General features: G+C 75.2%; 5 protein-coding genes. 2 read left to right on the top strand and 3 right to left on the bottom strand.

Going from position 1 to position 5,214, the window contains the following annotated elements:
- Both ABYE80_RS16605 and ABYE80_RS16600 read right to left on the bottom strand, forming a co-directional pair.
- Positions 1-1,568 (bottom strand): Calx-beta domain-containing protein (locus tag ABYE80_RS16605; protein ID WP_372791417.1); only part of this gene is annotated, 1,568 nt, incomplete at its 3' end.
- Positions 1,569-1,708: 140 nt separating this feature from the next.
- The gene (locus ABYE80_RS16600) at positions 1,709-2,854 is read right to left on the bottom strand and encodes an LCP family protein (protein WP_372791416.1); all 1,146 of its coding nucleotides are present in this window, start codon (positions 2,852-2,854) and stop codon (positions 1,709-1,711) included.
- 22 nt (positions 2,855-2,876) lie between these two features.
- Here ABYE80_RS16600 and rsmI point away from each other — a divergent pair, with 22 nt between their 5' ends.
- Positions 2,877-3,686, top strand: coding sequence for a 16S rRNA (cytidine(1402)-2'-O)-methyltransferase (gene rsmI / locus ABYE80_RS16595; protein WP_372791415.1), 810 nt, complete (start codon positions 2,877-2,879; stop codon positions 3,684-3,686).
- 77 nt (positions 3,687-3,763) lie between these two features.
- Here rsmI and ABYE80_RS16590 read toward each other — a convergent pair whose 3' ends face one another.
- Complete coding sequence (locus ABYE80_RS16590; protein ID WP_372791414.1) at positions 3,764-4,123, bottom strand: hypothetical protein; 360 nt, start codon at positions 4,121-4,123, stop codon at positions 3,764-3,766.
- A 166-nt stretch (positions 4,124-4,289) separates the two neighbouring features.
- On the opposite strand from ABYE80_RS16590, the gene ABYE80_RS16585 reads away from it, so the two are divergent.
- Entirely contained in the window at positions 4,290-5,189 is a 900-nt protein-coding gene (locus ABYE80_RS16585) for a hypothetical protein (RefSeq protein ID WP_372791413.1), read from the top strand.
- Positions 5,190-5,214: the final 25 nt, after the last annotated feature.

The raw sequence follows: 5,214 nt of genomic DNA, 5'->3' as shown, positions 1-5,214 counted from the left end.
TCGTCGTCGACGATCGTGCCGGTCCCCGTGGCCCCGGAGATGGTGGCCTCGACCGGATTCGACAAGGTCAGCGTGAGGGTCTCGGACGGTTCGTTCAGGTCGTCGTCGGTGACGGCGACGCGCACCGTGCGCTCCGTCGTCCCGGGCGTGAACGTGAGCGTGCCCGTCAACGCGTCGTTGGCCGTGTAGTCCCCGGGCGTCTGCGCCGTGCCGGGAGCGATCGCGTAGTCGACGCTCACGGGGTAGAGCACCGCGCGGCTGAGCGAGACCGTGAACGTGAGGTCCGGGTTCCCGCCGTCGCCCTCCGTCGCGGTCGGATCGTCCACGGAGAAGGTGGCGCGGGCCGGTTGGTCGCGAGCCTCGCAGTCGTTCGGAGTGCCCGTCCCGAGGGTGTCGCGCTCGTCGCCGCCGGCCGCGTCGGTCCCCGCGCCGCAGGAGACCGTGTCGGCCACCGCGTCGGACACCGCGATGGTGTCGTTCCCGCCGAGCCCCGCGACGTCGTTGACCGCGGCCGAGCCGGTGAGCACGTCGGGCCCCGCCCCGCCGGTGAGGTTCTCGACGGAGGTGATCGCGTCGGCCTCGCCGCCTGCGCTGGCCCCTCCGGTCCCGGCCCCCAGGTCGACCGTCACGCCATCGGCCGCCCCGGTCCGGTCGGCGTAGGAGACGCGATCGGTCCCGGTGCCGCCGATCAGGGTGTCGTCGCCCGGACCGCCGATGAGGGTGTCGTCGCCGCCGGCCCCGTCCAGCTGGTTCGCGGTCGCGTCACCCGTGATGAGGTCGTTCCCGGAGCCGCCGAGGGCGTTCTCGAACGCGGAGGTCGTGTCGATCTCGGACCCCGCGGTAGCGCCGGACGTGCCGTTCAGGACGACGGTGACCCCCGCGGACCGGTCGTCGTAGCTGAGCGTGTCGGTGCCGGCGCCGCCGATCAGGGTGTCGCTGCCCGGCCCGCCGTTGATCACGTCGCTCCCGGGGCCGCCGTCCACGGTGTCGGCGCCGGCGCCACCCCGCAGCACGTCGTTCCCCGAGCCGCCTATCAACGTCTCGATCTCCCCGAACGTGTCGGACTCGAGCGTCCCGGTCGCCCCGCCCGCGGCGGCGGCGACGGAGGCGGTGACGCCGCCGGCACGCCGGGCGTAGGAGACCGCGTCGGTCCCGTCGCCGCCCATGAGGACGTCGTCCCCCGTCCCGCTGTGGAGGACGTCGTCGCCGTCCCCACCGTTGAGCTGGTTCGCGGTCCCGAGCGTGGCGGCCACCTCGACGACGTCGGAGCCGGCGCCGGCGTTCACCACCACGCGGTCCACGCCGGTGCACGTGGCGGTGACGAGCGTGCAGTTCGGGCCCGGGAACAGCGTCGCTCCCGCGTCCTGCACCGTGCACGTCGCGCCCGTCGGCCCACCGCTGCAGCTGACCAGGAACTCGTTGTCCTCCGGCCCGAAGTTGCCGTTGGCGACCGTCAGCACGCCACCGGACACCGAGGCGGTCGAGGCAACGGCGGGCGTCGCCCCGATCGCGACCGCCGCACCGATCGTGCAGATCGCGATGAGCTGGGAAACGACGCTTCGGGTCACGCTGAGGGTTCTCCTGGGGCGTTCGACATCGAGCGACCACGGGGCCGCGGGCCTCGTGACGAGCGTTCCTCGTGACCTCGGCCTGCGCGTACGGACCCCCCGCGCCACAGGCTCGGACCACGAGCTCGCACGATCGTATGTCACCCCGCGAGGAAGCGCGTCACCGCACGGCGGCGCGACGCCTCGCTGACCACGAGCCCCGAGCCGCCGTCGGGCAGGTTCTCCGCGCCGCTCGGACGCAGGATGTGGGTCGGCGGGGATCCGCCGAGGAACGTCGCGGCCGCGAAGCCCATCAGGGTCGGACCGCTCATGTCCGTGACCAGCGCGCTCGGGGCCTTCCACGAGATCCACGGGAGCCGGATGAACCCGGCGGGCGAGAGGACCCGCGACTTCATCGCCGCGAGGATCTTCTGCTGGCGCGAGGCCCGCGTGAGGTCCGACTCCCGCGGGTTGCACTCGTTCTTCCGCGTCCGGGCCAGCGCGAGGGCCTGCTTGCCGTCGATCGTCGTCTTGCCCGCCTTCAGGCGCAGGGTGTAGCCGCCGTTCTTGAAGCCGCCGTTGATGCGGCTCACCACGCACCCGCCCCGGTACACCACGCCGCCCATAGCGTCGATGAGCCCCGGGAAGTTCGAGAAGCTGACCTCGACGACGTGGTTGACCTCGATGCCGAGGTACTGCTCGACGGTCTCGGTCATCTTCGCCGCCCCGCCGATCGCGTAGGCGGCGTTGATCTTCTGGCGCCCGCTCCCTGGGATGTCGACGACCGTGTCGCGCGGTATCGAGAGCCGCGCGGCCTTCCCGCCGCCGAACCGCATCAGCACGATCGAGTCCGCGCGGGACGGCCCCGAGGTGGTGGCGCCGGGCTCCTGGGAGTCCTTCGGGCGCTGATCGGAGCCCAGCACCAGGACGTTGGTCGCCCCGAACGGCGGGAACCCGCCTCCGCCGAGCACGCTGTTGGCCGCGGCGTCCACACCGCCGCCGTGGATGGTCGCGCTGACGAGGAACAGGAAGGCACTGAGCGCGACCCACAGCGCCGCGGCGACCAGGAGCCGCCACACGATCCGGCCCGCCGACAGGCGTCGCCCCCTCCTCGGGAGGCGGATGCCGCGCCGTGGCGGGGCCTCGCCGGGTCTCCGCGGGCGGCCGTCCGCGCCTGGTCGGGACGCGGGCGTCACGTCGCGCCGGACCGTGTCCTCGCGGCCGCTCAGCCGGTCGAGGAAGCGTGGTCGGGCGCGGTACACCCGGTACTCGGGCGCGGGGTCGCGGCGGTCGCGGGGATCGTCCATGCGTGGGGTATGGTCGCTGAAGATGCCCTCCGGACGCTTGATCGTGTGCCCGACGCCGATCGGCAACCTCGAGGACGTGACCCTCCGGGTGCTCAGCGCGCTCCGCGACGCGGACGTGGTCGCCTGCGAGGACACGCGCCGCACACGCATCCTCCTCGATCGCTACGGGGTCGACGCCTCGCTCGTGAGCTACCACGAGCACAACGAGCAGGCACGCTCCTCCGAGCTCGTGGACCGGATGCGGGCGGGCGTGGTCGTCGCGCTGTGCAGTGACGCGGGCATGCCGCTCGTGAGTGATCCGGGGTTCGTGCTCGTGCAGGCGTGCGTGGCGGCCGGGCTCGCCGTCGAGGTGCTGCCGGGGCCGAGTGCCGCCCTGGCGGCGCTGGTCGCGAGCGCGCTTCCCGCCGAGACATGGCGCTTCGTCGGCTTCCTGCCGCGCAAGAAGGGCGAGCTGGCGGGCATGCTGGCGTCGCCCGAGACGCTCGTGGCCTTCGAGTCGCCGCGCCGCGTGGGCGGCTCCCTCGACGTGTTGGCGGCGATCGATCCGCAGCGACCGGTGGCGGTATGCCGTGAGCTCACCAAGATCCACGAGGAGATCGTCCGGGGTTCGGCGGCGGAGCTCGCCGCGCGCTATGCGGATGAGGACGTCCGGGGCGAGGTGGTGCTCGTGATCGGTGGCGCCCCGAAGGTCGACGGCGATCTGGAGGCCGGCGTGGCCGCCCTGCGGGCGCTGGTCGAGGCCGGGGCCAAGGCACGTCCGGCGGCCGGCGTCGTGGCCGGGCTGACCGGAACGAGCGCCAACGCGCTCTACGCCGCGTTGACCCAGCGCTGACCGGCTGGTCGGTGGGCGGCGGTGCCTCCAGTGGGCGTCCGGCGGATCGGCGGGCTCGTGGTGGAGCGGTGGTGGGGCTACGGGATGGTCGGCCGCGCCGCGAGCTCGTTGCGCAGGCGGGCGACCTCGGCCTCGATCTCGCGCTGGGCCCGGGCGACCTCGCGCTCGATGTCCCGCTGCACGACGTCGATCTCGGACGAGATCTCCCGGTCCACGTCGTCGGCGGTCGCCGCCAGCAGCGCGGTGACGGCTCCGATCGTCGCCAGGGCGGACAGGACGACGGAGAGCACGATCGCCGCGGTCCCCGGTCGACGGTGCAGCGACCGGCGGCAGTGCGGGCAGAGCGCGCCGGCGGTCCGCGAGACGGTCGCGCAGTGGGGGCAGACGCGCTGCGGATGATCGGCCGTGGCGACCGGCTGGGGGAGGTCCGTGGCCATCACACGAGGGTACGACGTCCGCATTCCCCGGATCCGCGGAGTCCTTCGGGTCCAGACCCCTGACGATGCCGTCGGGCGGGGGAGACCGGGGGGCGCGCCGAGCGGGTGGGCGCCAACACAGGCCGGGGAGGGGCGAGCGGCCCACCGCGATCCCCTAGTGGGGCCGATGCCGCGCCGCCCACCCATCGCGACCGCCCGCCCCTCGGCGCGCGCTGCGTGCCACCTGCGAGTCGCCGCGAGCCTCCTCGCTCTCGCGGCGTGCCTCCAGGCGCTGGCCGCTCCCACAGCGCGCGCCCGGGCCGGCTGGCGCCTTCCGGTCGACGGCTCCGTCGTCGCCGGGTTCCGGGTGACGCCGGGCGCCCCGTTCGCGGCGGGTCAGCGGCGCGGCATCGATCTTCGCGGCGCGCCGGGCGCGCCCGTGCGCGCGGCCTGCACCGGGACGGTGCGCTTCGCCGGACGCGTCCCCGCCACGCGGGGATCGGGGGCGCGGCGGGGGGCGGCGCCGACGCGCAGGGTCGGCGCGGTGACGGTCGCGTGCCGCGCCCGGCCCCTGCTCGCCACGCACGTGGGGCTCGCGACGGTCACGGTCCGCGCGGGGAGGGTCCTGATCCGAGGTGCCCGACTCGGCCGGCTGGGACCGTCCGGGCGGCTGCGGCTCGGGGCGCGCCTGCCGGGTCGCCCGGCGCGCTACGTGGATCCGATGGCTCTGCTCGGCGACAGCCCGACAGGGGTGCCGGTGGCGCCCGTCGCCGGTCCGGCAGGTCGGCGCGGCCGCCCACCCCACGAGCGCACGCCGCCCTTCGCCCCGGCGCCGGTCTCGCAGCGGCGGCCGGCGCCGACCTCGCCACCCGCACCGCTTCCGGCCCCCGCACACGCCGTGCGCCGTCCCGACCGGTGGACCGCGGTCCCGCGCGCCCGGCCCCCCGAGGCGGCGACCGGGGCCGACGTCCCGTGGCCGGCCTGGCTCGGCCTCGCCCTGATCGCCGCGGCGATGCCCGTGACGGTCGTGGGCGCTCGCCGGCGACGCGCCCGATGCGCCAGGGCCCGCGGCGAGGTCCCGGCCTGACCGCGCGCGGCCTGCGGGGAGCGGT

This window comes from Paraconexibacter sp. (assembly GCF_041602235.1).
Classification (GTDB): domain Bacteria; phylum Actinomycetota; class Thermoleophilia; order Solirubrobacterales; family Solirubrobacteraceae; genus Paraconexibacter.
The sequence above is the reverse complement of the archived record's forward strand: the minus strand, read 5'-3'. Positions and strand labels throughout refer to the sequence as shown.

Bases quoted from the DNA above. Each gene is read 5' to 3' on its own strand.
- ABYE80_RS16590 (WP_372791414.1), bottom strand. From the start codon at position 4,123: ATGGCCACGGACCTCCCCCAGCCGGTCGCCACGGCCGATCATCCGCAG.
- ABYE80_RS16585 (WP_372791413.1), top strand. From the start codon at position 4,290: ATGCCGCGCCGCCCACCCATCGCGACCGCCCGCCCCTCGGCGCGCGCT.
- rsmI (WP_372791415.1), top strand. From the start codon at position 2,877: ATGCCCTCCGGACGCTTGATCGTGTGCCCGACGCCGATCGGCAACCTC.
- ABYE80_RS16600 (WP_372791416.1), bottom strand. From the start codon at position 2,854: ATGGACGATCCCCGCGACCGCCGCGACCCCGCGCCCGAGTACCGGGTG.